Below are 26,938 nucleotides of genomic sequence, written 5' to 3'. Positions count from 1 at the left end.
ATTTAACTTAGGAACTGTTTGAAGAAAGGAATGACCTGAGCCAAGGCCTGTTCAGTTGCTTGCGGCTGATCATATAAATCGTAATGCGTAGCACCCTCTACCACGTGTATGGTTTTTTGGCTTGAACGCGCTCGATTAAACAAATCAAAGCCATCTCGGTATGAACCAAACGCACCGGCTTTACCACCCCCAACTACAATGTGTAGAGGCTGAGTAAGTATTAGCTCTGCCATTGCGAACGCATCCCAGCTGAATGCTGGTGCTAAGCTGGTAAAGCGAAGCTTGTTCGGAGAGCCTGGTTGCTCACCTCGAGATGTACGGTAGTAATCAACCGCTTCAGTCAGATCGACATCGGTGATCCCAGCTGCATCAAGCTCTGTTTGGCTAGAGAACGGTACGTAGGGCACCACCAATGAAGCATTGCCTCTTGCTTCTGCGGTGCGTTGTGCACCTATGGCTTCGAGGGTTTTTAGTGCATTGTCAGGCGTTAAGTCTCCTTCACGCACTATTCTCCCGTAGTTTGCTGCCACGATTGTAGCAACGGCTTTAATTCGTCTTTCTGTCATTGCGGCATTTACAGCGTAGCCACCACCACCGCATACACCTAATACACCAATTTTTTCATCATCAACAAAAGGAAGGGTCACGAGGTAATCTACTGCGCAGCGAAAATCTTCCACACGTTGAGAAGGGTCCTCACTGTATTTGGGCTCACCACCACTTTCACCTTGAGTCGAGGCGTCAAAAGCTAAGGTAATAAACCCTGATTGTGTTAATGCTTTCCCATAAATCTGACCTGAAGTCTGTTCTTTACAACTACTGATTGGGTGGGCACAAATAATCGCAGGGTACTTTTTATTTTCATCAAAATTTTCTGGTAGACGCAAAGTACCGACTAAGTTCCAAGTATTACTTTTGAAAGTGACTGATTTGATCATAATGATTACTCCAAAATTCAAGGCTATTTACAACAATACAGTTGTCCTGCTTATTAATTTATCTCTTGCGTTTGGTACTAGCCATACTCTAAAGTATGTTAAACCTTTTAGATCGTACGAGTTGGTAATGGATCCTCTTTCTGATGTCTTGTCACTGTTGCAACCGCATAACCAATATTACGCTGGATTTGATGCTGCTGGAGATTGGTCATTTAATTTCCCTCCCTACAAAGACAGTATAAAGTTTATGGCAATTACCAAAGGTTCTTGCTGGGGAATGACCGAAGATTCTCAAGAACCAATTCAATTTAATGCAGGTGACTGTATTTTGCTTAATAGTGGTAGTAGGTTAATTCTCTCGTCCCAGCCAGGCTTGGAAACTCAGGATGGTGAAGAACTGGCGAAAGCAGCCGCTAACGATGGGCTTGCTATACACAATGGTGGTGGGGATGTTTTTATTATTAGCGGATTGTTTTCATTTAAAAATAGTCACGTTGAAGTATTGTTGGATGCATTGCCCTCATTAATCTCAATTTCTAAAGCAACGGAGCAGGCCGAAGTCATACGCTGGTCGTTAACTCTTTGGGCGCAGGAACTGAAAAATAAGCAACCGGGAGGAGCACTTGTTGCCACTCATATGGCGCATTTAATGTTAGTTCAAGTACTGCGTTTGTATTTGGAAACTTCGAAAGATATGCCAATAGGCTGGTTTTCTGCCCTCACAGACAAACAAATTAGCCTGATCATAAGTGCTATTCATGCAGAGCCAGAACATAATTGGACCTTAGCAGAATTAGCGCGTATCGGAGGTTTATCTCGTACGGTATTTGCACAACGTTTTAAGTCTCTTGTGGGTAGTACCGTAATGGAGTATGTATCACGCTGGCGCATGTTACTCGCTGCCGATCGGCTAAAAAATACGGTCGATAACATTGCGACAATTGCATTTTCGCTAGGTTATGAATCTGAAAGCGCGTTTAGTACCGCATTTAAACGTGTGATGAACAATTCACCGAGCCAGTATCGACGCAAGTTCAGCGCAGCTGATTAATGTTTGCGATACGTTAAGTCATTCGTGTTTTACTAAACTAAGAAACAACACTAAATGGCGCATACCTCGCGTTCAGAATCAATTATCTGAATGTTCATTGATGACACAGGCTGTATGGTGTGCATTTTGATCTAAAAAAGCCGTTTATGAACGAACAGTCCATGCTTTTTATAAAATATACTGATATTTATAAATAAAATTTATTCAATTTAGCTTCGAGTTTTATTGAGCTAAAGGTGAGATCGATAGATAGCCGTCTTTGACGGCATTTATTTCTAAACAGGGTTCTTTTGTATAAGAGTATCTTGAAGAACAATCTAGTTTGGACACGTAGATTGTGTTTCTCTACTTATTAAGCTGAATTTCATCTGCCAGTTTACTTCCCACGTGTTTCTATTTTCATCTGAAATAGCATGCGCTCATTTAGGATATTCTGCATCGCTTGAGCCCCACTTTTCGATAATAAAAGGGCATACCTGGATCTGCGTTATGTCGCATAACGTTTGCTACTGGGCAGTGATTTTTTGTAAGACGTATCATGTTGCACTGTTTCTTACGCTCGGTTGTCTGAGTTATGGAAATTCAACTACAGGAACTAAAACATTGTGAGTTGACCTTCATGCTTAAGTAAACGGTCATTCAAGAAACGTTGAAAACATCGAATGGCGGTTTGTCAATGAAGGCGTTGTTTTTATGTGGAACGTAATATAGAATTTTGTTCCCCGCGAAAAATTGTCAGCGCGTGTTGGCAACACATATCCTCGTAGCGTTCTACATGGTCAGCGTTTACCCAAGCATCTTTTATCGATGCGGTCAGGTTAACGCGAACCAGTTCAAGTGTTAACCTGATTTTTCAGGACTGTACATTATGAAAAAATCGCTAATTGTAATTTATCTTGCCGTAATACTGGATGCAGTTGGAATTGGTATCATTTTCCCAGTTTTACCCGTACTACTTGAACAAACAGGCCAAACAGAGAATGTCGCACTTTATTTGGGGGCCATGTCCGCTTTGTATGCGACCATGCAGTTTGTTTTTTCACCGATTTTAGGCGCATTAAGCGACAAGTTTGGACGCAAACCAATATTGGTTTTGTCGATTGCCGGCGCCTGTATAAACTATGTAATGCTCTCTCTCTCATCAAGTTTTACGGTATTGTTTGCTGGTCGCGCAGTTGCAGGCATGACTAGTGCGACAATGGCCATCGCCTTCGCTTATATTGCAGATCGTTCCACCTTAAGCCAACGCTCTAAACGTTTTGGAATGTTAAATGCGATGTTCGGGACAGGCTTTCTAATAGGCCCTATTCTGGGAGGATTATTAGGGGAGTACGGTGCGAAGGCGCCTTTTATGGTTGCTTCATTCCTTTCGATGATTAACCTTCTGTTAGCCATGCTATTTTTGTCTGAATCAAACTTTACCGGAAGTAAAGACACACCTGACGCTAAAGTGAACTTACTTCGTTCGCTGAGAATGTTTTCAACCGATAAAATGTTGCAACCTTTGATGTTGTTGTTCTTTTTGTTGAGTTCGACCGGCGAGGCCTATGGAGTGTGCTGGGCACTGTGGGGAAAAGACACATTTAATTGGAGTACTCTTTCTATTGGTGTGTCGCTCGGATTATTTGGTGTGTGTCAGATAATTGTTCAGGCATACCTTGCTGATTTTGTAAAACAATGGTTTGGTGACGTTAAAACGGTGATATTAGGGCTTAGTTGTGCTTGTCTTTCACTGATTGGGCTTGCGGTGGCTTGGCAAGGATGGCAAGTTTATTGGGTTATTCCTTTGTTCTCATTAGGCACAATTGGCACGCCTATTTTACAAGCTTTGGCATCTAAACGGACTCCTTCAGAACATCAAGGTGAATTACAAGGGGTTTTGATGTCCATAGTGAGCCTGGCATCCATTATTGCTCCTCTACTTTTTTCTTCATTTTACTTTATTGTTAAAGACAAATGGACAGGTGCTATTTGGTTACTTACGATGGTATTTTACGTCGCTGCTATCCCACTTGTTCTGTGCTTAAACAGGCGTGCGCCCGTACACGAAATAATGTAGTAAACAGCGCTTTGTGAGGTATGCGATAACGTTCTTCGAATTGATGCGCGAACCTAGTCAAGGCCACACTTACCTAAAGTGCCTAAAGTAGAAGGCAAAAGTGAGTTAAGCAATGGTGCCTGTCGAGCTAAACATTTAACAATAGAGGCGACCTGAAAGAACAACACTCAGGTCGCCTCATGCTGCGTAGTGCAAACAAATTAGCTTACTTTTTCTTCCACTTCGCATTATTCGGTAGTGATTTTTGCGGTACTTTGACCTGAATGATTGACGGACTATCCAAATTGTCTAGTGCTGCGGACATTGCATTCTCTAGCTCGTCGTAGGTATTGACCACCCAGCCTTTACAGCCAAACACATCTGCGAGCTTGCTATATTCCCAGCGATGTAAGACACAGGATTCGAAAAATGCCTGATCGGTTGAGAATATCTCCGCATCATAAAGCCATTGTTCAACGCCATATACGCCATTATCCATGATAAAAATAATGGGATTTAGTGAGAAACGTGTTTGTGTAGACAAACATTGTACCGTCATTTGGAAGCCGCCATCACCAGTAAATGCAACTACTCGTTGATGAGGTTGTTTCGCTAAACTTAACCCGGTTGCAGCTGGACCAATGTAGCCAATTGAAGAGTAAGTCGGTTGCGCAACAAAGCCTCTAGGTGCGCCAACTTTTAACAAAATGCCGCCAAAGAAATTCAAGCTAGCGTCACTGCCAACAATCACATTGTCGTTAATGAATTCTTTGCTCTGGACAAAATCATAGAAACCTTGGTAAGAAATCGCACCGTTGAAGTGTTCACTTGGGGTAACTTGAGCTGTTTCTATGCGCTGAGTTGTTGAACATTCAATTGATTGTGACTGTAAACTCGAGATAAAACTTTTAAGTGGGACTTGTGCCTCAAAATAAGTACCCAATCTTACGGTATCCCAAGAAACAAATGCGGTTTTATCGTAGTCGACCGTTGCACCCAACGAGTTGATGTCAGAAAGCCATACACCTAAGCCGAGCACAAAATCGGAATTCGCAATCAATGACTGTGTAAGCATAGAGGAGGCTTGCCCGTCATAGACCCCTGCAAATAAAGGGTCATTTTCAGACACTACGGCTTTACTAATAAGTTCGGTCACATATGGCAGGTTTAATTTTTTGATTAACGCTTTAGCTTCATCATGTAGTCCCATTCTATCAATTTCAGCGCCCAGCCAAACTACCGGTTTTTCGGCTTTTTCCAAGCGGATTTTAAGTTTCGCTACAGCTGCAACCACGCTTGCGTCATCGGCAATTATGGCTGTTGGTTTCAGTTTCCCTTGCGGAGGTTGACATGGCAATTTCACTATGTCTTCTAAAAGCTCAATGTAGGCGGGTCTTTTTTGAGAAATACATTGAGTAAGCGCTAAGTCAATCAGCATTGGTGCTAAATCAGGGTTATCTAGCTTGACAGCCGCTGCGGTGATATTCTTGTAGATGTTTAAATCGGTTTCACCGTCTAACATATGGTGATAAATGAATCCGGTTTGTTGAGCTGTTAGGCGTTTCTTAATGCTTGGAGCCCCATTAATCACCACAACCGGTACACGCTCGGCGTACGCCGCGGCTACGGCATTAACGGCGCTTAGTGTGCCGGCTGAATAAGTGAAGCACATCGCACCAATGCCTTTTATTCTAGCGTAACCGTCTGCTGCGTAGCCTGCATTTAGTTCGTTAACTTCTTCTATAAGTTCAATACTACTTGGTTCAATATGCTCATTGATCCACTCAATCGTGTAATCTCCAGCAATCGAGAATAGATGACCTAAACCGAGTTGTTCAAGTCGTTCAGTAAGGTATTGCCCTACAGTATATTTTGTTTCCATGCTTAATCTCCTTTAGCGTGAAAAAGCGTAATTACAGCCGACTAAAAGTCACTTGCACCGTCAAACAAGCGGGGCAGATAAATATTGAAAATTGCAGGGCATTGGCGAGTCGGAAAGCGTTTCAACATAAAGGATTTAAATGCCTCATCTTTTAATCCATCGGCCATGGCCTGTTTTGCAGCAATAAGGTACTTAAGGTTTTCCGTTACCTCTTTTTTATCTGCAGGTTCGCCATGACCAGGTAGAAACAAGTCGTAGTCTGACGTAAGCATGTCTTCAAATTGCGCCATCCAGTGGTCTAAATATTTTGTGAGGTAGAGATGTGTGCCACTGTAGATTAAATCTTGAACGATATAGACGCCTAATTCGGGTAGCTTTAGCGTGATCCCGTAGTCAATTTCAGTATCGACAATTTTCTCAATGATGTACGTAACGCCATCAACAACCTCGATACCAGGCTTTACAGCATTTTTCGGTATAACGACCGAATCAGGCGCAAGATCACCAAGCTTAGGTATATGGTCTTCTCGAGACGCTTCTCCATTTTCTTTTAGAAAGTCAATGGTTTCTTGCAGTGTGTAGATTTCAACATCACTGAACGCATCACCTAATCCAAACCAGTGATCTGGGTGGCGATGAGACAGATACAGTCGAGCAATTGGCTTTTTAAGGCTGTCCGCGTATTCTCTAAAGAGTTTTGCATAAGGTTTTAAAAATTGGCCATCAACCAAAACCAACACATTTTTGCTTTCAATGATATGTGTTGCATTGGCAATGTTGTCGCCTTCATAGGAAGAGATGAACGTGTGAATACGTACATCGTCCACGCGTTTTACCATTATCTTAATTGGGGCGGTAATTGGTATATTCATGTCTTGTTGCTCACGGGTTAGTTTACGTTAATATGGGACTGATGATTGGACACAAAACAAGGTAACACTCATCTTTGGCACCTAGTTTTTTGGGCCGCGGTAATGAAGCAAAAAATTTAGAAAGCACAGAGGGGGCGTTGAGATTGAACCGAACTCGGCGAACAGGTCTTTCTAACATCGAACAACGTGTCACTAAGTTTGGTAGTAGCAAGTTTCCTTGATATTTAATGAGACCAATTGCGTCAATTTCACGCGTGATTCGATAGTTCATCCAATGTCCATATTGTTAGTGATGGAAATGGCATCAGATGCCATTTCCAATCGGGTTAGCTGTGCGCTAGTGTCACGGGCACACAGTACTCATCACATACAACGGGATTGTGAAGAATTAAGCGATCTAAAAACCAAAACGTTTTGTTTTAGGCTCCGGCATTGTTAAATTTTGAGTGCGTTGCGTAAGTCGATGCAAATAGCAACAGATACATAACTCCACGTTAGATCATTCGCACTGGTCATGTATCCGTTATAGCGACTAAATTGCTCAGACAACGACACATTTTCACCCGCATGGATTTGAATGCGTCGCAGGTAAGCATCACCTAACGCTTTTAAACCAAGCAAGATTGTTTTAAACGCTTTTGTTTTGTTGTTGAAACTGTCACCTGATTTGAGAATCAAATTTTCGTCAATTAATTGTGCCGAGAGATTCAATTGGTCAGCATTATATGGCGTGATTTCAACGTTTTTTTGCTCAGCAAAGAGTGCCGCAGCTTTGTAGCAAACGCTTGCCAATGATGCAGTACACAAAAACCATGGATTACCTTCACCCAAAGGTGCGCTGCCTGCGTATTTGTCTTCAGGGTAACGCCCAATACCCGGCGCTACCGGTTCTCCGGATGCAATGTGTTCTATAGAATTTATCGGATACAGAGGGTTAAATGCCTGATGGAGCGCATACGCGGTTGCCAGAATTTTATCGTTGTTTGCACTTAAAAATGGGTGGGTATCTGACAATGCCTGACAAACACCCAGTGTCGTAGCAACATCTAGATTTGAGGTTTTATAGTCTAAACCGCCAACACGATTTAGTGTTGCGACGTAGTAGCGTTTTTCTTCATTCCAAAAGTCGTCAAAGGCATTTTCAATTAAGGTTGCTTGTTGATTATAGTAATCAGCCGCTCCTTTATCATTCAATAGCGCAGCGAGGTCAGCGCCTTCACGAAGAGCTACTCGTTGCAGCATACGCGTATAGAAATGCGTGCCATCAACTTCTTCCCATAAATCGAAACACGGGTCTTGCCAATGGTTTGCGACGAAATCAAGGTCGGCTTTGATAAGGCTAAAAGACGGTTCTTGTCCGTCATATAACGTCCCCGAGACGTATTCTTTCTCATTGTTCGCAAGCAGAATATTAGCCCAACGTGTCAAGGTTAGGGCGCGCTGCGCAGGCCCATCATTCTGTGGTCGACCCCAAGGACCATTAAATGCTTGACCTGTGACTTTAAATTTTGGTTCGCCAGGGCTGTTGCTTACTGTGGGGGTAGTTTGATTTATCTTGGAGAATTCAACGTACTCAATCATTCTTTCATAGTTTTGGTCTTTAAAGTTTTTCTTATCTAAACCATTTAGTTTTGCAATTTCGCTCATTGTTCGAGCTGCGTCGCGGATCCAATGATAGTAGTAGTTAGGGTTAGAACGAGATGGAGAAGCCAGTACTGCGCCACGCTCACCATCGTCAGGAGAGATGTTCGCTACCATCTTTTCAAGTACGTGTTGACGTGCCGATACTGCCCATTTGTCCAATGGTTCTGCGGCGATAGACGTTGCACATTCGCTCTCTGCAGACAGTGCTGTATTTGTTTGATTAGTCATAACTTTTCCAAGATCAACTCAATGAATAGATTTCAAATTCTCGGAATGTTTGTGTGAGAAGCCAAACATACAACTAATTTAAATTACTCCAAGCCTCACATTCGCAATCCGTTGTATACGCACTAAGCGCACTCAAAGTATAAACACGATTTTCGATTCTTCTCTTGAAAATTAATAACTATTTAACAAATGTTTGATTTGCTATCGAAAATATTTTTTGTGCTATTTATCTCGATATGCTTGCCTTTGAAATGCTTGAATTTTTACTTTTTGTGTGAATTTGGCCTATTTATTAGGTATTTTGTTGTTAATTTTGATGTTTTTAGTGGTGGTTTAAATTGAACCGCTATGTTTGATTCCAACAATTAATTTGCTTTTTGAAATCTCTGCTACACTCACTTTGGTATAAATGTTAATCAAGTTGTTAATGGGTGATAGCAAAGGAAAAGCTAAATGAACGACTCAATTTCGACACTGCAACAAATCACGTTAGAACAAGCGATTGAACGCTCAAACAAATCTGAGTATCACGCTTGCATCGTTGGTTCAGGGATAAGTGGGGCAATCCTTGCAAAACAGCTCACTCAAAAAGGGTATCGAGTATTATTGCTCGAAGCCGCGCCTGCCAAAGACATGACCTACACAGGATTTAAAGAGTACGTAAGCAACTACTACCTAAACCCCTCTAAAGATAACAACGCACCCTACCCTGAAAACCCAAATGCCCCAATGCCAAGATCTACTGATGTGAGTAAATTGACGCCGGGAGTTGATGACACAAAGGGTTATATGGTGCAAAGAGGCCCTTTGGCACTCGATAGCACGTACACGCGAGTAACTGGCGGCACCACGATGCATTGGGAAGCAAAAATTCTCAGAATGTTGCCGGAAGACTTCGCAATAAAGAGCACCTATGGCGTTGGACTTGATTGGCCTATCAGTTACGACGATTTAATGCCCTATTATCGTTTGGCTGAACGGGAAATTGGCGTGTCTGCGAATGTGGAAGAGCAGGGGTTCTACGGTATTAAGTATGAAGATAATTACGTTTACCCTATGTATGGGTTACCACCATCCTACCTAGACCAAATTGTTGGAAAGGGTATTGATGGCGCCGAGTTTGAACTGTATGGCGAAACGCATACAGTTACCGTCAGAACATTCCCACAAGGTCGAAATGGGATTCCCAATGAACGTTATGACAATGGTCGAGGGTTCAAGCCTGTTGGAGCGATAAGTTCGCATCAAGTTGAGCAAGGAGGCCGATGTCAAGGCAATAACAATTGCGTGCCGATCTGCCCTGTTCAAGCAAAATACGATGCAAGAAAAACATTATTAGATGCAATGCGAACTGGGTTAGTTGATTTCTTACCTCAGGCGGTAGCGAGTAAAGTCGTTGTGGATAGCGATGACCAAAGTATAAAGCATATCGAATTTAAACATTACTCAAGTACTGAACGTACAGAGTTTACGCTCGCGAAAGTGAGTGCAAGCAAATACATTCTTGCAACAAACGCAATCGAAAATGCAAGATTAATGCTGGCTTCAGGATTGCCGAGTTCAAGTGGCCTGATGGGTAAAAACCTAATGGACCACACCTACCTGCTGGCATGGGGATTATTGCCAGAGGCAGCTGGAACCATGCGTGGTACGAAATGTACGTCTGGTGTTGCAGATTTTCGTTACGGTCGTAGTCGTTCAAAACAAGCTCCATTTGGTATTGATATTCATAATGATGGCTGGGGCTGGGCTACAGGTTCGCCGTTTACTGACATTGAAACCTTAGTTGATGAACAAAATCGATTCGGTAAAGATTTACGCAAAAGTGTTGTAGATCGTATTTCAAACCAATTGCTGTTTGCTTATATGGTCGAGCAAGTAGCGGATGAGAGTAACCGAGTTACAGTGGATCCAGAGTACAAGGATGCACTCGGAAACATGCGGCCCATAATCAACTACAATCTCTCTGACTACTCTAAAGCAGGCATTGCATACTCGCGCGAAACATCCAAAGTATTTTTCCAACGGCTTGGAGCGGAAGACTTCTCTAGCTATTCACCTCTCGACTACGGCTACTTCAACTATCAAGGCGAAAACTACTATTTTAGAGGTGGAAATCATTTCTCAGGCACTCATGTTATGGGAACAACTGCGGGCAACTCGGTAGTTGATGCATATCAACGCTCGTGGGATCACCCTAACTTGTACTTGGTGGGATCAGGCAGCATGCCAAGTATCGGTACTTCGAATACCACATTAACCTTAGCCGCACTGTGCTTTAAAACAAGTGAATACATTCTGGATGAAATGAGTAAGCAGTCCGTGAATATTGTCTCGAATTCCGATTTTCGACTAGCAAAGGAAGCAGGCCATGAGTGACCGAGTGATAAATAGTATAGAAGATTTGTACCAAATGCTCGATGCCGCAGTTCAGTTGGAGCACGCTACAATTCCACCTTATTTAACTGCGCTATACAGCATAAAGACTGAAACAAACCCAGAAGCAAGCGCAGTTATTCGTGCGGTACTGGTTGAGGAAATGCTCCATATCACACTGGCTGCGAATGTATTAAATTCACTGGGTAAACACCCAGATTTTGAAGCAAAGGATTTTGTGCCAAGTTATCCCACTTATCTGCCAGATGGTGAATCGGAGTTTTTAGTTTCTATTGATAAGTTTTCGTCTACAACACTCGATACGTTTCTTCAAATTGAACGACCTTCAAAGTGGGTGCCACAGTTAGACAGTAAGTTTAAAGGTTGCGTCAAAAGAAGTAATCACCATGTTTTTGAATTGAAAGCAGTCAAACCACTTAAATCGTCAACTTACAGTTTTTATAGTATTGGCGATTTTTACGAAGCCATTCGAGAAGGCATTGAGTATTTAGAAGACCAAGCAAATCAAAAAGGTGAAACCATTTTTATTGGTGACCCTAAATTTCAGGTTTCCAACCGCTATTACTACTCAGGTGGTGGGGAAGTGGTAGAAGTATTTGATAAAACGTCGGCACTCAATGCACTTGAATTGATTATTGAACAAGGTGAAGGGCATACCCATCAAATATTTAACGAACAAGGTGAGTTATCTCACTACTACCGTTTTCAGCAATTGAAGCTAGGACAGTACTACCAAACAGGTGACTCCCCAGATCATCCAACGGGGCCAAAATTTGAGGTGGACTACAAAAACGTACATCCCGTGAAATGCAATCCAAAAGTGGCCGATTTCCCCGATGATTCAGAACTTAAACAGGCCGCGCTTCAATTCAATGAAAACTACCAAGCCTTTCTTTCAACGATTAATCGTGCATTTAGAGGTGGCCAGGAGGAATTGATCGGCGCTGTTTGTGGCATGTTTCGTTTAAAAGAATGTGCAAGCCAGTTGATCCGAAATCCATTACCAAGCAACCCGTTAGTGAATGGTGGACCAACCTTTGAGATGAGGTATGACTCGATAGAGTTAAAAGCAAAAAGTATAAAAACTTGGGAGACAGCATAATGGTCAAGGAAGTGTATCAAGTGCATCAGTTTGTTGAACTTTCCGGTGCACTGACCGATTTCAATGCCTTAGCACTTAATGGCACCGGGCAAGTGAATGATTATTTGCACACGCTTACTAATATTGTCGGCGAGGAGATAGTTGAACAATTGCTTTCAACGTTTAGTGCTGTCTATGAGGCGTCCGCCGATGAAACAATGTTTATCAATGGTATTCGTCAGCAAATTTTAGGGGATGTGAAATTAGGCCCAGTTGCACGCAACCTCATTAAGCTTTGGTATACAGGTACATGGTATCAATTACCAAACAGTTGGCGCGAAGGCTTTGGCAAGAGTGAACAGGATACGACGTTTTTTGTCAGCTCCGCATCCTATACAGAAGGCCTACTCTGGCAAGCAATTGATGCGAATCCGTCTGGTGCAAAGGGACCAGGTTATGGTTCATGGAGCCAGCCACCCAGAATCAATTTCAACAATGCTTGGCAATTTAAGCCAAGTACTAAATTTAGGTAGGCTCGCGTTGCATGTCCAAACATGAACCTAATTCACACCATCAACGACAGGAAGTTTAAAATGAGTAATGACACTATGTTTCCAGCGGGTTCCGTCAAATTTGGGATCACGCCTACTGGTTGGGTAAACGATGATTTTCCAGACATCGACATCGGTATTCCTTTTGGTCAAATTGTTAGCGAAATGGCTTTAGCAGGGTTTGAGGGATGTAGCCGCGGTCACAAGTATCCAACGGATCCTGTTGTACTCAAACGTGAACTTGATATTCGCAATTTGAAAATGTCAGAGCCTTGGGTCAGTACTTATTTTACGATTAATGAGATGTACCAAAGTACGCTTGAGAATTTCGACAGAGAAATTGAATTTATCAAACAAATGCAAAGCGGTGATCTTGTGCTCGCTGAATTGGGTGGTTCATCACATCAACAACCAATAGCGTTGGTGCCTAATGCGCCGAAGTTTAACGATGATCAATGGAAACGACTTGCTGATGGTTTAAACACCTTAGGCCACAAAGCAAATTGTTGTGGTGTGAAAATGTGCTATCACCATCACATGGGAACGGGTGTAATGACCATGGACGAGATTGGACGATTAGCAGAGCTGACCGATCCTGATTGTGTACATTTATGCTTGGATACTGGGCATCTTCATTTCGCTGGAGGCAATAACCTCGAATTTATTAACTTGTATAGTAACCGCATAAAGCATGTTCATCTGAAAAATATTCGCCAAGATGTGATGAACTATAGCTTAGACAACAACCTTTCCTTTAAAGAAGCCATATTACGAGGTGTCTTTACAGTACCGGGCGATCCTGCAGGGTGTCTTGACTTCAAAGAGATCTTACAAGCGTTGGCTGATAAGGATTTTGCAGGTTGGCTGGTCGTTGAAGCGGAACAAGACCCAGCAAAAGCAACGCCATTACTTTACGCTCAAATGGCTCGTAAATATTTGCGAGAAGTGATTGGTTTGTAACGCCAAGGAATAGGAGCAAACGCACATGCAACAAAAAATAGACATGTACTTTAGCTTTTTTATGTTCGGGTCCAACTTTTCGATTGAAGATGGTGACTTTCTAGATCAGGCGATAGTCCACATGCGCCATCTAGTTTCGATGGGATACTGTGGTTTTGAATTTCACCCAGGTCGAGAACAGACAACATCTTACAAGTACCCCACCTATGAGGAGGAGCTTAAAGCGTACCAAGCCTTTCGTAAGCGGATGGATGAAGAAGGCTTTAGCAACATTAAAGTGGCGACAAACGTAGGTGCGACACCCGATTGTGACCCTAGTTCATCCTGTAAGGCCACTCGCGAAGCTGGTATCGCTTATCTAAAGTCACGAGTCGATATTACCAAGGCGCTTGGTGGAGAAATTATGATGGGGCCGATGGTCATACCGTATGGCGGCTTTGTCGTGAAGGCTCCAAATGGTGAAGAGGTATGGAGCGATAGTCTGCAAGATGAGCTAGCAAAGCGCTATGACACGGCGAAAGAAAGTTTTGAAATTCTCGGCGAGTACGCTCAGTCACAAGGTGTAAAGCTCGCGATAGAGCCAATTAGTCATTGGGAAACTCCAGGTCCCAATAAACTAGCACAATTGATGTCATTTTTAGACACAATCGAGAACCAAACGGTTGGTGTCGTACTCGACAGCGCTCAAGAAGTTCTCGATGGGGATGGACCAACGGTTTATGCGGAGCAGATCAAAGCAATTGCCAGCCAAGGGCGTCTTCATTATGCGCAAGCTTCACCACCAGATAGAGGTGATTTGGTGAATTGTTGGTTGCCTTGGGAGGATATTTTTACGCCCATTCTAACGCACTTCAATGGGCCTATTGCAGTGGAAATTTTTAATGCTGTAGGTGGCTTCGATCATGGGTTAAGGCTGTCTCGTCGAAAGTATTGGATTCCAGAAGTGGATAAGCCGAATGAGTACCCCAACGCCTATGAAGTGGCTCAACAGGCGCATAACTACACATTAGAACGGCTGACACGTATTAAGTGTATGTTAAATGTCAAGTAATAAGCACATAACCCTTTAATGTACATATTGTTTTTACGTGTGTCTGAAGCTTAAATGGTTTTCAATATCCAAAGGACGTAAGCTGTGTTTGCGTCCTTTTACCAATCACTTTAGGCTTTTTTACCGTAATTGTGCGTTTATTTCATTCCAAGCAGCTTAGATATTTTAATTTGTTGAGAATAATAGGTAGTTATATTTTTATTGTAGATTAACGATTCATGCTCAAGTTTATAATTTATTTGGTTGGTTTTATCTTAAATAGGTATTTAATTTTTGGTTGTTTTTTAAGTGGCTTTTATTATAAAGATAACATTTCATGAAGGGGTTGTAATTTTAAACTTCAAGCGAAAGTTATATAGTGAAAACTTCTATTCAAGAGTCTTAATGCCTATTTTCATGACGAAATTCAACTTTATTTGGTTCGTAAGAATGTTTGTTGATGACCTTTGAACTAAGTCAAGGCCATCAAAAAGCTAAGTGTTACTCTTTTTCACAGGCATAAAAGCGCTTTGACACTTTATCTTCGCTTGGTCCTGCTCCATTATTGCCACCAAAAACATTTGGTGTGTTAGGCGAAAGCAATTTAGATTTATCATTTGATAGAGATTTTAATTCTTTTTTCTTAAATGAAATTTTCATAAGTTTTCCTTGTTATGTATTTAACATGGGTACTTTAGATTAGTTAAATCGAATTGTAAATGCTTTATCTGATTATTTGTAAAAAGTGAGGGTTATGTTTCTTTTGTGTTTAGAAAGTGTGTGCGCGATTATAAAGATAACAACAGTATTCCTTGTTAACAATTAACTTAAAAAGTTTTAGGATTATTGAATCGTTCATATTTGAATTAGAAAATTTTATCAGCCTCAATACCTTTCTAGCTTCAGCCAAGGGAAGCATAGCAATTTTGAGCAAGTTCGTTATACTGTTTAAAAAAACAGTAATGAGCCGTTATGCCTCAAGTCATCTTGCCTGAAAAGTACTACTTAACTCATTTTAATGAACTAAGGCATTTTATTCGCTGTACCAGTTTGTCACTGTTAAATGAAGCACAATTGGCACGGTTTCATGCTCTTGATACGTTGTCTGAAGATGCCTTGTGCTTGCTCATTCGGCTGTTCTCTCGTAAGCATCAAGTTTTTGAACAATCAACGCTTATTTATAAAGAAATAGATGATGTACCGACCCGAATTTTAGAGCTTTTTGAGAGTGGATGGGTTTGTACCTTAAGTTCTGGATACATTAATGAGTTTCTGCTGAGCTTAAATAAAGCTCAGCTTCAAGCGTTGTCCTGTGATTTGAACTTAACGGGAATAAGCAAATCAGCGAAGAAAGCGCAATGGCAGGCCTATCTGACTGACACACAATACAGTGAGTTGATTGTAAATAGTGAGTTTGCCAAACAGTTTATTATTCTGGGGTCACAAACTGATTTTGATTACTGGCAGTTTCTGTTCTTTGGTTCAGGCTCTGGACAAATTAATCAATTTTCATTACGTGACATGGGGATTTTGTCTACACGACAAAACAAATCAGAATTTCAGCAAGCGCGCTTCGAAGATATTACCGTTGCGCAATTTGCCTTTAACTTGTCGCAGTGGACAGCCATCAGCAAAACGATGGTTGAAGAGGCGTTGGTTTCAGCGGCTCGCAGTGCGCTCGATGCTTTGAGCGAGTTAAAGCACATTGATGATCCCTCGTTAATTGAGCGTTATCACCATCTACTCCTGCGAATGTCTACGAAGTTAGAGAAAATCGATGAAGTACTCGCAGAACACTGTATTTTGCAAAGCGAGCACCCTAAAGCAATTGAAAAGAAAATACGGCGACATTTCCAAAATGGCGATGTTGAAGCATGTAAATCGCTGCTTGAAGGAGTGATGGCCGAGCCTGAAAACGAAGAGCTGATTTTGTTTGCTGAAGATTTTTGGCAACGCAAATTTGAACACAAACGAACGAGCGTTCTCACTGACGTACTTCGAAATAATGTGTCGACCCTAGCAATCGATGAAGCTTTTAAGAATCAAGTCGAGCAAGGCGTATGTGAACATTATCATCGGCTTGGATGTTCCGCTATGCATGTTGAAAATACCTTGTGGCGTGTTCTATTTGGTTTGGTATTTTGGCGTGAATTGTACGAGCATGAAAAGTCAGGTGTGTTCAATGAATTTCAGCGGACACCGAAAGTCCTAAAACAAAACCAGTTTTATCGTGTTTTAGAAAATGAAGTGAATACACGTTTAGCGTCAATTCAAACGTCAAGTGATCTAAAGAAGCTCTTAATTGAACACTCCACACGCTATTTTGGTGAACCAAACTCGCTGTTTTACTGGCATTCAGAATTGCTAGAGCCCTTAATTCTATTGCTTGAAAATGCACCTATCGAGTCTATAAAAGCTCACCTTTTAGCAATGACGAAAGATTTCAAAGGATTAAAAGATGGTTATCCTGATCTCGTCATTGTAGATGGATCGGGTCTTCGTTTTGAGGAAATAAAAGCACCGGGAGATGTCCTTCGACGAAACCAGCTCGTTTCAATCCGAGCATTAATTCAGGCAGGCTTAAAGGTTGGGGTGCAAACGGTTCAATGGCAGCTCGACCCCAAACAGCCATACGTAGTTGTTGACCTAGAGACGACCGGTGGAAAAGCGCAAAATGATCGAATTACTGAAATTGCCATCGTGAAATACAGAAACGGTGAAATTGTGGATTCTTGGTCGAGTTTGGTTAACCCCGAGCGGAGAATTCCTCAATTTATTATAGGGCTTACTGGAATTAGTAATGAAATGGTGCAAGGTGCACCGACATTTGGCGAAATCATGGATATCGTTGCCGAGAAACTTCAAGAGGGGATCTTTGTTGCGCATAACGTCAATTTTGATTACGGATTTCTGAAACAAAGTTTTTTAAGGCACGGGCGGACCTTTCAAAGACCGAAACTTTGTACGGTTCAGCTTGCTCGAAAATTTTTACCAGGTCACGCATCCTATTCGTTAGGTAAATTATGTGCTGCACTTGACATTGAACTACGTGACCATCACCGAGCGCTTGCGGATGCTACAGCAACTGCGCATCTACTTGGGCTAGTCAATGAGCAGCGCTTTGCAAAGGATAAGTGACAGGAAAATACACGAGTCCACGTCGAGCTGTGGACTGTACCCTGAGCCAAAGTTTGTACCCCATTCAATTCAAATTAGATGTTTGATTGTATTCTCCTGTGCGGAACAGAATCGCAACGACTAAAGCTATTCTCTAATATTCTGACTGCATGCAACCCTAAACGCTTTGCTCGATAGATGGTGAACTACTTCGCTTTTTTCTCACAGTATTAAAGCCATTTCATTAAGTGGATTCCCGCTTTCAAACATATATGCAAAGGAAAAGGGTGCAAAACTAGATGCATAAATCAATTTACTTAGCATGCTAATTAAGTTATATTGCTTAGCATGCTAAGTAAATTAAACTTCCAATGACTCAAGAATTATCAACCTTTATGCAGCTTTCACTTGCCGAGCAGTTAGGGCGCGTATCCCGATTGTGGAAATCTGTTGCGGACAAAGCATTGGCACCGCTCGGTTTAACTCATCCAAGATGGACTGCGCTGTTAAAGTTGCAGCGTTTGGGCGATCACTTAAGTACTAAGCAATTGGCGGAGGCTTTGGAAATCGAATTACCCTCGTTAATGCGAACACTTTCGCAACTGGAAGAGCAAGGGTTGATTACGCGCCAGTGTTGTTCGCAAGACAAGCGCGCGCGCATTGTGAGTTTAACGGCTAACGGCAAAGTACTTTTGGAGAAAATGGAATCTGAGATTCTGCGCGTGCGGCAACATATCTTGGCCGATTTGGGTGAGCAGGAGCAAGCTGCTTTTGCACATGTGCTTAGTGTAATTGCAAAAAATGCGCTAGAGCAACTGGCTGCTTTTAATCATGAGGAGAAACAATAATGACGCCCGATCAACAATTCGCTCGTTGGATTCGTTTCGCCAGTGCTTTTTTTGCACTGGTATTCGGATACTTTTTGATTGCTGATCTGCTCATGCCTGTGACACCAGAAGCGATGGCAACGCGAGTGGTCACCAAAGTCGCACCTCAAGTTAGTGGTCAAATAGCAAAAATTTATGTTGCCAATAACCAACAGGTTCAAAAAGGCGACAAGCTATTTTCACTAGACAGCGCTCCTTTCGAATTAGCTGTTAAACAGGCGAAACTCGATATTGAGCGAGTTGAACTTAACAATGCGCAGCTAGATGCGGCGATTGCGGCAGCAACAGCACAAGTAAATGCAGCTCAAATTGTAGCGGAGCAAAAGCGCCGGGAAGCCTCTCGATTAGAAGCTTTGTTTCAACAACATGTGGTTTCTACGCAGATCCGTGATGATGGGCAAAGTGCAGCGACAGCAGCACAAGCCAACTGGGTTGCAGCAGAAGCAAAGTTAAAAGAGTTGGTTGTTTCGCGTGGAAAAACCGATGATTCAAACCTAAATGTTCAAATCGCGCGCAATGCGTTGGCAAAGGCGGAATTGAACCTCTCTTATACATATATTGTCGCTTCACATAGTGGTGTGGTGACGAATCTGCAGCTTGAATCAGGTACTTATGCTGCCGCAGGGACTCCGCTCATTGCGCTTGTAGCGGATAACGTAGATGTTGTTGCAGACTTTCGCGAAAAAAATCTTCGGCAAATTCAATCTAAACAATCAGCCTTAATTGCATTTGATAGTCGTCCTGGACAAGTATTCACTGCTCAGATTCAAAGTCTTGATGCCGGTGTTAGTAACGGCCAAATTGAAGCAAATGGACGTTTAGCGACGCCAACAGTGTCAAATCGCTGGGTTCGCGATGCACAGAGAATGCGTTTGCATTTCACGGTAAATGATGAAAACGCCAATACACTGCCATCAGGTGCTCGAGCAACCGTTCAGCTAGTACCTTCAAACACATTTTTAGCTTGGCTTGCCCGTGCGCAAATCCATTTACTCAGTGCTCTCCATTATATTTACTAAGGTAAAAGAATGAAGCTTTGGACTCATCCTATCAATCAGAACGATATTCGCCAATGTTTGCGTATCGCAGGTGGGGCATCGATTGGATTCACGGTGAGTAAAATATTTGGTTGGAATTTCGGCGTCTTCTTTACTGTCTTGCCAATGTTGTTATTGGGTTTAGTCCCAGTTATGTCTGCACACGCAGCTCGACAGCTCGTCGCGTCAGGCATTGTGTGCGCACTGGAAGTGGGCATTCTTGCAGGTGCACTTGCGTCTCACCCTGTGTTGATGACGATCGCGGCTTTTTTGCTTTTTGCCTATAAATTCCATTGTATGGCTAAAGGACCGCTTTTCCTGTTTGGCGCGACAGGCGTGATAAGTTTAAGCATTATGTTGCACTTTCAGAGTTACCCGTCCACAGGTTTGAATGAACTGGTGTTTGGTAATTTACTTGCGGGTGTTCTTTCTGTCGTGATTGCCTATTTGATGGGTTATGCACTACCTGATGTGGAAACGCGGATAGCTCCACCTATACCAGCGGTAAAACAACCCAGTCAGATCCGGCATGAAATGCTATTAGGAGCAACAGTAGCGACCTTGTCGTTCATCGTATTTCAAGTATTGAATCTCAGCGACTCTATGTCTGCGCAAGCTACAACCGTGTTATTGCTGTTTCCAATGAATTGGAATGGCGCGCTTAATTACGCGAGAAAGCGAACTATGGGTACGATACTTGGGGTGAGTTTTGGTCTAGCTGTGCAGCTATTGCTCTGGGGGTGGTCGGACATATTATTGTTAGTCGTTCCTTTACTGTGGATTGGCGCGATGTTTTTTAGCTATATGCATGTCAAGGAATCAATGGGCTCAGGCACTGGTTTTGGAGGCCTCACCACGATAGGGATCTTGTTTGGCCAATATTTGGCCCCGAACAACGATTTGGTGTTTAGTGCAATGTATCGAATGTCTAGTGTGCTGGTGGCCATTGTAGCAACTTTGATGGTTGTGTATGTTATCCATCGCATTTTGAATCAATTCAGTGCAACTCGATTTAAAGTAAATTAGGACGAATTACGCGCAAAAGGGCATGCGGTAATGATACTAAAACAAGAGAAAAGTGTTTTGCTGATTATTGATATGCAAGATAAATTGGCCAAGGCAATACCTGATTTTAGTGCGGTAACACACACGCTTTTCAAAGCCGGTCAAATAGCCGATAAGCTCGATATTCCTTGGTTGGTCACTGAACACTATCCTGAGGGCTTGGGTAAAACCGTAGAAAAGCTGCAACATGAAAATACGTTAGTGAAATATTCTTTTGCAGCACCGGTACCGGACATTTTAACTAAGCTCAATGACGAATCGAAAGACACCTTTGTGCTGGGAGGAGTAGAGAGTCACGTTTGTGTCTTTCAAACCGCGTTAGCCCTGCTCGAGCAAGGGAAGAACGTTTGTGTGTTAAGTGACGGCGTGGCATCACGTGACAACGGGCATCGGTTGCAAGCATTCAATCAACTACAAGCGTTAGGCGCTTGGATTTTGCCGTTGGAGAGCGTCGCCTTTATGTGGTTGGAAAACTGTCGCCATCCTGAATTTAAATCCATTCTAGCATTGATTAAGTGAGTTTATTTTGAGTGCCGTAGTCTATCCGAAGACATTGAAATTAATCAAAGGGTTGCAGCTAATTACAACAATGTGGATTGTGTTGTTTTTTACGCTGAAAAGTGTAACTGTTTGGCAACCATATTTAATCTATTTAATGCTGGCAAATCTTGTTGTTATTGCCTTGTTTTGGCTCGATAAACGCCGCGCAGCCAGCCAGCCTCAAGCCCGTATCTCAGAGCGGATGCTCGTGGCCGTCAGTTCATTTGGGCTTTTTATTGGTTCTTTGGTCGCGAGAAAGCTGTTTAAACACAAATCGATTTCGTTGAAGTTTAATATAAAGCTACTTGCCGCTCAGTTAGTTGTAACGTTGTTCACGGTCGGTCTGGTTTGTTTCAAACTTGTTGAGTTTCCATTGCTTTAGGGCATCTTGAGTGCGATGCACTATCGGACTCAAGATGATTACTGGTTCCAAATGTTGATATGGACTACTCATGCCATTCGTCAATTAATGACCAACGCTTTACTCTGATCTGGCTATTTTGACCAAGGATCCAGTAATTGTAAGTGTTTGAAACCGTACCATTGGTTTTTTGAATTTCCAGCCACCCATTGATGTAACTCAGCAAATCCTGATTGTATCGTGCAACAGCAAGTCCGATAGGGTAATGACGTTCAGCACCTTTTGGCACAATGACGCCAAATTCTGGATAGAACATACTCCAAGCAAATCCGGCTTCAGCACTCACTACGAGCGCATCATACTTTTCAGGATGATCAAAGTAGGCTTTGATGTTGGGGATACTCACCGGCTTGACTTGCGGGTAGCTGTTTTTAATTTTACTGAGTAATGCCCCATATTCTACATGTGCTAGTTTTAACTCTGTGTGATTAAGTACATCCTCTCGCTTTGCAAATCGCTTTAATTCATGGTCTTTTGCAACGAGGGCGAGTTGTAAGGTCATTACTTGATTTGAGAAACGTACTCTGGTTAGATCTTTGACGTTTATCTCCAAACCAGACATTGCTACGTCGAAATAGCCTTTGTTCAAGTATTCCGTCAAATCTGGTTTTTTGAACGGAATAAACTCAACCTTTACACCTAAATCTGCGGCGAGTTTATGTGCCAATGCGATGTCAAATCCAACCAACTCACCTTTTTGATTAAAGTATGAAAAGGGGACATTATCGGTTAAATACCCTACGCGTAAAAGGCCCCGCTTTTGGATGACATCCACATTGGTTAGCGCCATATCGCCAAATTGATACGATTTTGGTACGTGATTCAATACCGCTGCCGGCACAGTATCGGCAACCACCATATTGGCAATAACTTCGTCTGCGGCCTGTGTATTTTTTGCCAACCATTGGTTTACAGTAAAACTGGCAAACATACATGCAGGCAAAAGAGCAACTAATAAACTGACATAATAAAAAGAGCGAATGCGTTTAAGGTGTAATTGTTTGCGTACGTAAAAAATAGTCATGAAGACGAAGGCGAAGATGTATACCACCGTAGTTGGAGAGACGACTTTTGCACTGAGGACGGACATAGAAAGATAGAGTTGGTAGCTATCTGCTGGGATTTTAAGTACATCGAGCAGATAGGGTATGGCAATATGGACGTTGGCAAAATAGCTCAGCATTGCACTTAAAGTAATATTTGGAATTTGCTCAACCCCAATAGGATTGCCGGTTAACCACGCAGCAAAGGTAACAAACAACAGCGTGGTTAGTTTTCCAAGACTCGGGAAGGTGTAAGCAATTGGAACCAACACTTCTGCAATATGATCCGATGTTTCGTCACTTTGCTTGATTCTACGCAAATGACTTTTAATGCCTTCCGTGATAACGGGCAACACGATAAACACATTACCTGTACTAAATGCGGTGATCCAAGCGTTGCGTAAAACAAAAATAAAGTCGCGATATTTTACAGGGGTAATTGCTGCAACCAACATGGGTAGTAACACCAACATTAAATAGACCCCAAGACAGATAACCATTACCCAGTAAACTTGTAAGTTAGCGAGTTCAGCCTGGCTAATGGTCCCAGCCGTACTGGCTGTCATTGCAAAGATACCGACAGGGAAAAGAGCGATGATCTTCTTTGAAATGACACTGAGTCCTTGACCTACCACATCAAGAACATCAAGTAGAACATGTTTACTTTGATTTGGAATAAGTGCCATACCGAGCGCGATACAGAAAATCACAAGGGCGGGTACGTTTCCTTCAGCCATCGATGCAAAAGGATTGGCGGGAATGTACTGAGCAATAAAGTCGATTTGAGGTGCTGGTGCGACTAAGGCGGGAGAGAAAAACGTGCCTGCATCATGTTTTGGTAACGTGAGTGAAAAGGCCCATATTGCAGCAAGCCCAATAGTCCAAAGAAGAAACATCACCAAAGTAGCTTTGCCAAGAACTTGTTTCACTTGTGCTTGGCTAAATTTACCAAGGCCAACAATAAGACTGACCACAATATAGGGGAAAATGGTGATTTGCATCAATTTCACAAAGCCAGTGCCGAGAGGCTGCAAAGCCGCCATTCGCTCACCGAAAAGTAAACCGGCCGCGATACCAAGGATCAAAGACCAGAGCATCCAATTAATGTTTTTAAAAAACGCAAGAAACGAAGACATATGAACAAACTGAGAAAAAAGAGCGGGATTATACTCAGTTTAGCTTAAAACAAGATGAATCGAGTAATCGCAAGTAGTCAGTATGTACAAATGAAATGATGAATAACTAGTCGATATTGCGAACCGGTATTTGAATGGTAATACTGGTGATTTTACAAAAGCCCATGCTGGCTGATTAAAGGAGCGTGCGTAAGCATCTAGATACTAGCGAGCGTTCTGATAGAAATAAGCCAGTAACGGTACTGGCTTACCCAAAATCGGTTGCAGTGTAATTAATTACAGGCCGATTTTGTGATCCAGAGTCACTTCACATGGTGCAGAGTTTGTAGAAAACCCTGATTGAATGAACAAGCGGTCACCTTGCTTAAGGTTTAATAAGATGTCACGTGTGTTGTTGTAACGACGTTTAGCTGTTTGATCATCAAAATTAGTTGACGCATCTTTGTTCACATCGTAGTAAATGTGACACCCACCAGTAGCGCCTTCGTTTGTTGTCCAGTTGAAGTTTACTGAATAGTTAGAGATATTGTAGCTAAACTTAGCAACTTGGTTTTGAGAGAAACTGTCTGTAATGTCAACGTAAGTCCAGCGAGCCTGAGGAACACCCGGACGAGGTTGTTCAGTGATACTAGTGCCCAAAGATGATTGTGCTAGAGATCCGAAAGAAGCTGCAGTCATTGAAAGAGCTAGTAAAAGCGTAGATTTTTTCATTTAAAATTTCCTTATTGAATTTAGAGTGTTAAGGGTGCAACCCAATAACAGGTACAATTGTTTAATTTTAGGGAGTAAATGTAAACAATTAATTTACGGAAATTTGCTGTTACTTGAATTGAGCGTTCAGAAAAGAAGGTTTCTACGATTGTTTTGCGGTGCATTGTGGAACTTGTCGAGAGTTTTTTATACTTTTGAGATAATTAGGGATAATAAAAACAGGGCAATCTGCACGTGATGTTATTGTCTAAACAACGGGGTTAATGGGTAATTTAGGTTTTCAAAGGGGTGTACTTGATAGAGTGTAACATGACAATGTTACTCTAAAATATGCAGCGTAATTACGACCGTCTCTGAATTGAAATTCAGTATTCAGTTGTTGTTATGGTTAGGCTGTTGTGGTCAATTCAATTTGCGTGAAATTGAGAACTGGCCACGACACGATAATTGAGCGCAGCCGCATATCCATCTATTAGGCAATCTTATTCAAGATTTTATCCATAACCCATGAAGTATGAAGTGCCGTTAGGCCAGTCGACGGATGCGTATTGTTGTTTAAAAGTGCGGAATGGATATTTTCTACATGAAACTTTTGGATGTGTTTTGGGTATGGGTATTGTAGTTCAACGACGCCATTTGGTGTAATGATCTTCGCATCTTGGTCTCTAAAAATGGAAAATCGAAGTTCACCCGCGCTTCCATACACAACAACTTCGTCGACTCGAGTGTAACTGCCAAAATTCCAAACCCCTGTGCCAGTTACGCCAGATTCATGTTGCCAAGTTGCAGAAACCGAATCGTAAGAAGAATACAGTCCGAGCTGATTACAGCCTATCCCTTTTGCATCAGAATAGTCGCCGAACAAGTACGCGAAGATGTCCAAACCATGACTCGCAAGGTCGTCAAAATAGCCGCCCGTTGCGATACTTTTATCTGTGCGCCAATTATATTCTTTTGACCTGTCGAGTTCAGAGGCAGGTCTACAATAGTGCCAAGCAACATGTCTAACCTTGCCTATTTTTCCTGTGTCGATGACCTCTTTTATCGCGTTAAATAATGGGAGGGAACGGCGGTAGTAGGCAACAAAAAGCGGAATATTTCTTTTTTCAAATGCATCACAGATCTGTTGGCTTTCTTTAAAACTGGGGGACAACGGCTTTTCTATACAACAAATTTTCCCGACATCCGCGACAGCCAGCGCATACTCTAAATGAGTATCTGGTGGTGTAGCGATGTAAACCGCATCAATATTTGGATCAGAAATAAGCGCTTCAGCTGATTTGTGGACATGAGATACATTGTGGCGTTTTGCATAGTCAAGAGCGAGTTCGTGGTTCCTCCGCATAACGGCATAGATTTCAAATCCGTCCGTTTGCTGATAGGCTGGTACGCTTTTTACTTCCGTTACGCTACCGCAACCGATCACACCCCAACGTAAAATGTTACCTTGCATCTTTTGAGTCCTTATTTATTAAAATATCCGAACGTAGTTACCGTTCTTCGTGCTTGTCGAATGCACCACAAAATACAGCTACAATGGCAGTAAGTAAAAAGACAGCGGTGTCATTATCATTCCTGTTGTCCGCACTGAGTATTTAATGAGTAGGAAAAAATAAGAGAGTGCGTAGGCCCTTTCACGGTCATTATCAAGAAAAATGAAAATCATGTAAATAATGAATTTTAATTTCATGAAAATGCAATGCTTTGGAATAAAAGGAGCGTTTATTCAACGTACTCTTTCAACCAAAACCCACTGGCAAAGTTTGAAAATCGAAGCGATACGGGTTCATTTGACTGCTTGTTAGGCATGTTTTGATAAATTCAAAGTGGCTGTCACACTCATTCTTTTATTTTATTAAGGCAAAAAATTAACACCACTTTTTTTCCCAAACAGACTAAAATACTATTGAGCATTTTTCAACATAAAATCATGAAGGCACTTACCACCATACTTTAGTTCTGCAGTTACATATATAGTTTCATTTGAATCAAGAACTATTTTATGTTCACCAGTAAAAACAGCCCTCTTTTTTTCTGGAGACCAAGTTAACAATAACTCATAACGATATTTCTCGGAAGTCAGCGTTAAACTGAGTTTCTTATCTCTACCGCCATATGTCCAAAATTTACGTACGCCATTTCCAATTTTCAAGCAGTCGCTTAAATCAACCAACGCAATAGCTTTATAATCGGACGTTACTGTTCCATAGGTTTCAAAGGTTCCATTGTAGCTGTCCGGATTATTCATAAAGTCCATATAAAATTCTTCGTGATTTTCTCCAAATAAAGACTTTTTCGCTTGAAAAAAA

Annotated in this window: 22 protein-coding genes; 13 read left to right on the top strand and 9 right to left on the bottom strand. The window is 42.1% G+C overall.

Annotated elements, in window-relative coordinates; all coding sequences use genetic code 11:
- Positions 1–2 precede the first annotated feature (2 nt).
- Positions 3–938 (bottom strand): alpha/beta hydrolase, encoded by a 936-nt coding sequence (locus NI389_RS17780; protein ID WP_308362741.1) that lies wholly within the window; start codon positions 936–938, stop codon positions 3–5.
- A gap of 127 nt (positions 939–1,065) precedes the next feature.
- Here NI389_RS17780 and NI389_RS17775 point away from each other — a divergent pair, with 127 nt between their 5' ends.
- Together NI389_RS17775 and NI389_RS17770 are read left to right on the top strand one after the other, a co-directional pair.
- Positions 1,066–1,989, top strand: coding sequence for an AraC family transcriptional regulator (locus NI389_RS17775; RefSeq protein ID WP_308362740.1), 924 nt, complete (start codon positions 1,066–1,068; stop codon positions 1,987–1,989).
- 868 nt (positions 1,990–2,857) lie between these two features.
- The gene (locus NI389_RS17770) at positions 2,858–4,048 is read left to right on the top strand and encodes a TCR/Tet family MFS transporter (protein ID WP_308362739.1); all 1,191 of its coding nucleotides are present in this window, start codon (positions 2,858–2,860) and stop codon (positions 4,046–4,048) included.
- Positions 4,049–4,253: 205 nt separating this feature from the next.
- Here NI389_RS17770 and NI389_RS17765 read toward each other — a convergent pair whose 3' ends face one another.
- The 3 genes from NI389_RS17765 to NI389_RS17755 form a co-directional block, all read right to left on the bottom strand.
- The gene (locus tag NI389_RS17765) at positions 4,254–5,909 is read right to left on the bottom strand and encodes an alpha-keto acid decarboxylase family protein (protein WP_308362738.1); all 1,656 of its coding nucleotides are present in this window, start codon (positions 5,907–5,909) and stop codon (positions 4,254–4,256) included.
- Positions 5,910–5,950: 41 nt separating this feature from the next.
- Positions 5,951–6,781: an MBL fold metallo-hydrolase gene (locus tag NI389_RS17760; protein WP_308362737.1), complete on the bottom strand. Its 831-nt coding sequence runs from the start codon at positions 6,779–6,781 to the stop codon at positions 5,951–5,953.
- Between the two features lie 435 nt (positions 6,782–7,216).
- Entirely contained in the window at positions 7,217–8,653 is a 1,437-nt protein-coding gene (locus tag NI389_RS17755) for a glycoside hydrolase family 15 protein (RefSeq protein ID WP_308362736.1), read from the bottom strand.
- A gap of 453 nt (positions 8,654–9,106) precedes the next feature.
- Here NI389_RS17755 and NI389_RS17750 point away from each other — a divergent pair, with 453 nt between their 5' ends.
- Genes NI389_RS17750 through NI389_RS17730 form a run of 5 tightly spaced genes read left to right on the top strand, consistent with a single transcriptional unit; the run spans position 9,107 to position 14,693 of the window.
- Positions 9,107–11,032, top strand: a complete 1,926-nt coding sequence (locus NI389_RS17750) for a GMC family oxidoreductase (protein WP_308362735.1) — start codon at positions 9,107–9,109, stop codon at positions 11,030–11,032.
- Complete coding sequence (locus tag NI389_RS17745; protein ID WP_308362734.1) at positions 11,025–12,152, top strand: ferritin-like domain-containing protein; 1,128 nt, start codon at positions 11,025–11,027, stop codon at positions 12,150–12,152. Before NI389_RS17750 ends, NI389_RS17745 begins: the two co-directional genes overlap by 8 nt.
- On the top strand, positions 12,152–12,664 hold the full coding sequence (locus NI389_RS17740; RefSeq protein WP_308362733.1) for a hypothetical protein: 513 nt from the start codon (positions 12,152–12,154) through the stop codon (positions 12,662–12,664). The genes NI389_RS17745 and NI389_RS17740 overlap by 1 nt, the downstream gene beginning before the upstream one ends.
- 60 nt (positions 12,665–12,724) lie before the next feature.
- A complete protein-coding gene (iolE, locus tag NI389_RS17735) occupies positions 12,725–13,642 on the top strand; it encodes a myo-inosose-2 dehydratase (RefSeq protein ID WP_308362732.1) in 918 nt (305 codons plus the stop codon).
- Between the two features lie 25 nt (positions 13,643–13,667).
- Positions 13,668–14,693 carry a sugar phosphate isomerase/epimerase family protein gene (locus NI389_RS17730; RefSeq protein WP_308362731.1) on the top strand — a complete coding sequence of 342 codons (1,026 nt, stop codon included), beginning with the start codon at positions 13,668–13,670 and terminating at the stop codon, positions 14,691–14,693.
- A 480-nt stretch (positions 14,694–15,173) separates the two neighbouring features.
- On the opposite strand, the gene NI389_RS17725 is transcribed toward NI389_RS17730, so the two are convergent.
- A complete protein-coding gene (locus NI389_RS17725) occupies positions 15,174–15,332 on the bottom strand; it encodes a hypothetical protein (protein ID WP_308362730.1) in 159 nt (52 codons plus the stop codon).
- Positions 15,333–15,644: 312 nt separating this feature from the next.
- Here NI389_RS17725 and NI389_RS17720 point away from each other — a divergent pair, with 312 nt between their 5' ends.
- From NI389_RS17720 to NI389_RS17695, 6 genes are all read left to right on the top strand, one after another.
- Entirely contained in the window at positions 15,645–17,810 is a 2,166-nt protein-coding gene (locus tag NI389_RS17720) for an exonuclease domain-containing protein (protein ID WP_308362729.1), read from the top strand.
- A gap of 350 nt (positions 17,811–18,160) precedes the next feature.
- Complete coding sequence (gene slyA, locus NI389_RS17715; RefSeq protein ID WP_308362728.1) at positions 18,161–18,637, top strand: transcriptional regulator SlyA; 477 nt, start codon at positions 18,161–18,163, stop codon at positions 18,635–18,637.
- The gene (locus NI389_RS17710; protein WP_308362726.1) at positions 18,637–19,695 is read left to right on the top strand and encodes an HlyD family secretion protein; all 1,059 of its coding nucleotides are present in this window, start codon (positions 18,637–18,639) and stop codon (positions 19,693–19,695) included. Before slyA ends, NI389_RS17710 begins: the two co-directional genes overlap by 1 nt.
- 9 nt (positions 19,696–19,704) lie before the next feature.
- The gene (locus NI389_RS17705) at positions 19,705–20,739 is read left to right on the top strand and encodes a DUF2955 domain-containing protein (RefSeq protein ID WP_308362725.1); all 1,035 of its coding nucleotides are present in this window, start codon (positions 19,705–19,707) and stop codon (positions 20,737–20,739) included.
- A gap of 30 nt (positions 20,740–20,769) precedes the next feature.
- Positions 20,770–21,297, top strand: coding sequence for an isochorismatase family protein (locus NI389_RS17700; RefSeq protein WP_308362724.1), 528 nt, complete (start codon positions 20,770–20,772; stop codon positions 21,295–21,297).
- A 7-nt stretch (positions 21,298–21,304) separates the two neighbouring features.
- A complete protein-coding gene (locus NI389_RS17695; protein WP_308362722.1) occupies positions 21,305–21,700 on the top strand; it encodes a DUF1294 domain-containing protein in 396 nt (131 codons plus the stop codon).
- 64 nt (positions 21,701–21,764) lie between these two features.
- Here NI389_RS17695 and NI389_RS17690 read toward each other — a convergent pair whose 3' ends face one another.
- The 4 genes from NI389_RS17690 to NI389_RS17675 all read right to left on the bottom strand — a co-directional run bounded on the left by NI389_RS17690 (position 21,765) and on the right by NI389_RS17675 (position 26,886).
- Positions 21,765–23,918: a cation:dicarboxylate symporter family transporter gene (locus NI389_RS17690; protein ID WP_308362721.1), complete on the bottom strand. Its 2,154-nt coding sequence runs from the start codon at positions 23,916–23,918 to the stop codon at positions 21,765–21,767.
- Positions 23,919–24,194: 276 nt separating this feature from the next.
- On the bottom strand, positions 24,195–24,629 hold the full coding sequence (locus NI389_RS17685) for a hypothetical protein (RefSeq protein WP_308362720.1): 435 nt from the start codon (positions 24,627–24,629) through the stop codon (positions 24,195–24,197).
- A 472-nt stretch (positions 24,630–25,101) separates the two neighbouring features.
- On the bottom strand, positions 25,102–26,082 hold the full coding sequence (locus NI389_RS17680) for a Gfo/Idh/MocA family protein (protein ID WP_308362719.1): 981 nt from the start codon (positions 26,080–26,082) through the stop codon (positions 25,102–25,104).
- Positions 26,083–26,532: 450 nt separating this feature from the next.
- Positions 26,533–26,886 carry a hypothetical protein gene (locus NI389_RS17675; protein ID WP_308362718.1) on the bottom strand — a complete coding sequence of 118 codons (354 nt, stop codon included), beginning with the start codon at positions 26,884–26,886 and terminating at the stop codon, positions 26,533–26,535.
- Positions 26,887–26,938: the final 52 nt, after the last annotated feature.

Origin of the sequence: Pseudoalteromonas xiamenensis, assembly GCF_030994125.1 — a bacterium.
Lineage (GTDB): Bacteria > Pseudomonadota > Gammaproteobacteria > Enterobacterales > Alteromonadaceae > Pseudoalteromonas > Pseudoalteromonas xiamenensis_B.
This window is presented reverse-complemented; position numbering and strand designations above follow the sequence as displayed.

What these genes read in the sequence shown, in the direction of transcription:
- NI389_RS17710 (WP_308362726.1), top strand. Translation starts at nt 18,637, where the DNA reads ATGACGCCCGATCAACAATTCGCTCGTTGGATTCGTTTCGCCAGTGCT.
- NI389_RS17700 (WP_308362724.1), top strand. Translation starts at nt 20,770, where the DNA reads ATGATACTAAAACAAGAGAAAAGTGTTTTGCTGATTATTGATATGCAA.
- NI389_RS17685 (WP_308362720.1), bottom strand. Translation starts at nt 24,629, where the DNA reads ATGAAAAAATCTACGCTTTTACTAGCTCTTTCAATGACTGCAGCTTCT.
- iolE (WP_308362732.1), top strand. Translation starts at nt 12,725, where the DNA reads ATGAGTAATGACACTATGTTTCCAGCGGGTTCCGTCAAATTTGGGATC.
- NI389_RS17780 (WP_308362741.1), bottom strand. Translation starts at nt 938, where the DNA reads ATGATCAAATCAGTCACTTTCAAAAGTAATACTTGGAACTTAGTCGGT.
- NI389_RS17775 (WP_308362740.1), top strand. Translation starts at nt 1,066, where the DNA reads ATGGATCCTCTTTCTGATGTCTTGTCACTGTTGCAACCGCATAACCAA.
- NI389_RS17720 (WP_308362729.1), top strand. Translation starts at nt 15,645, where the DNA reads ATGCCTCAAGTCATCTTGCCTGAAAAGTACTACTTAACTCATTTTAAT.
- slyA (WP_308362728.1), top strand. Translation starts at nt 18,161, where the DNA reads ATGACTCAAGAATTATCAACCTTTATGCAGCTTTCACTTGCCGAGCAG.
- NI389_RS17765 (WP_308362738.1), bottom strand. Translation starts at nt 5,909, where the DNA reads ATGGAAACAAAATATACTGTAGGGCAATACCTTACTGAACGACTTGAA.
- NI389_RS17690 (WP_308362721.1), bottom strand. Translation starts at nt 23,918, where the DNA reads ATGTCTTCGTTTCTTGCGTTTTTTAAAAACATTAATTGGATGCTCTGG.
- NI389_RS17705 (WP_308362725.1), top strand. Translation starts at nt 19,705, where the DNA reads ATGAAGCTTTGGACTCATCCTATCAATCAGAACGATATTCGCCAATGT.
- NI389_RS17740 (WP_308362733.1), top strand. Translation starts at nt 12,152, where the DNA reads ATGGTCAAGGAAGTGTATCAAGTGCATCAGTTTGTTGAACTTTCCGGT.
- NI389_RS17680 (WP_308362719.1), bottom strand. Translation starts at nt 26,082, where the DNA reads ATGCAAGGTAACATTTTACGTTGGGGTGTGATCGGTTGCGGTAGCGTA.
- NI389_RS17745 (WP_308362734.1), top strand. Translation starts at nt 11,025, where the DNA reads ATGAGTGACCGAGTGATAAATAGTATAGAAGATTTGTACCAAATGCTC.
- NI389_RS17730 (WP_308362731.1), top strand. Translation starts at nt 13,668, where the DNA reads ATGCAACAAAAAATAGACATGTACTTTAGCTTTTTTATGTTCGGGTCC.
- NI389_RS17760 (WP_308362737.1), bottom strand. Translation starts at nt 6,781, where the DNA reads ATGAATATACCAATTACCGCCCCAATTAAGATAATGGTAAAACGCGTG.
- NI389_RS17675 (WP_308362718.1), bottom strand. Translation starts at nt 26,886, where the DNA reads ATGGACTTTATGAATAATCCGGACAGCTACAATGGAACCTTTGAAACC.
- NI389_RS17750 (WP_308362735.1), top strand. Translation starts at nt 9,107, where the DNA reads ATGAACGACTCAATTTCGACACTGCAACAAATCACGTTAGAACAAGCG.
- NI389_RS17755 (WP_308362736.1), bottom strand. Translation starts at nt 8,653, where the DNA reads ATGACTAATCAAACAAATACAGCACTGTCTGCAGAGAGCGAATGTGCA.
- NI389_RS17770 (WP_308362739.1), top strand. Translation starts at nt 2,858, where the DNA reads ATGAAAAAATCGCTAATTGTAATTTATCTTGCCGTAATACTGGATGCA.
- NI389_RS17725 (WP_308362730.1), bottom strand. Translation starts at nt 15,332, where the DNA reads ATGAAAATTTCATTTAAGAAAAAAGAATTAAAATCTCTATCAAATGAT.